The organism is Kitasatospora nipponensis (assembly GCF_039528135.1).
GTDB classification, from domain to species: Bacteria; Actinomycetota; Actinomycetes; order Streptomycetales; family Streptomycetaceae; genus Kitasatospora; species Kitasatospora nipponensis.
Window position 1 is genome coordinate 1 of sequence record NZ_BAAALF010000645.1, and the last position, 799, is coordinate 799.

Consider the following 799-nt stretch of genomic DNA (forward strand, 5'->3'; position numbering starts at 1 on the left):
CGTCGTGGATGACAAAGGTCCGGGCGGTGGTCGCCGCCGCGCCGTGCTCGGTCACCGTCGCCACCGACCGGAAGTCGGCGGTGAGTTGGGACGGCGTGATGTGCGTACGGACGTAGCCGCGCTGGTTGGAGTAGAAGCGCAGATGCGGGTTGAGCGATCCGTTCGGGATCGTCGTGGTGGTGCTTCCGTTGCCGCCGCTGGTGATCGAGGTGCAGACGAGCTCGGAGCCGATGGTCGCCGACGGCGGACCGGCGTAGTCGGCCTTGTGGGCGTTGCCCCAGGACGCGTGCACGTCGCCGGTGAGGACGACCGGGTTGCGTACGGCCCGGTCGATGATGCCCTGCTGGATCCGCGCCCGGCTGGCCCGGTACCCGTCCCAGGCGTCCATGTTCATCGCACCGGAGGAGTTCACGTTCCGGGCGAAGAACACCTGCTGCCCGATCAGGTCCCAGGTACCCAGGCGGTGGCCGAGCCCGTCCAGCAGCCAGGAGTCCTGGGCCGCGCCGGGGATCGAACGGTTCGTCAGATCGGCGTCGGCGCAGACCTTCGTCCCGTCGCCGCAGGCCTGGTCGTCGCGGAACTGACGGGTGTCGAGCATGTGGAACGTGGCGAGCGTGCCCCAGCGGACCCGGCGGTAGAGCTGGATGCTGTTGCCGGCGGGCGTCGCGGCGGCCCGCAGCGGCATGTTCTCGAAGTAGGCCTGGTACGCGGCGGTGCGCCGCGCGGTCCACTGAGCGGCCGTCAGCACGGGGCTGCTGTCGGCGCGGACCATGTTGGCGTAGTTGTTCTCCACCTCGTG

Annotated in this window: 1 protein-coding gene; it reads right to left on the reverse strand. The window is 70.0% G+C overall.

The genetic code is table 11. The features are described 5' to 3' along the window. On the reverse strand, window positions 1-799 hold a 799-nt coding region (locus tag ABD323_RS42460; RefSeq protein WP_344447399.1), incomplete at both ends, for an alkaline phosphatase D family protein.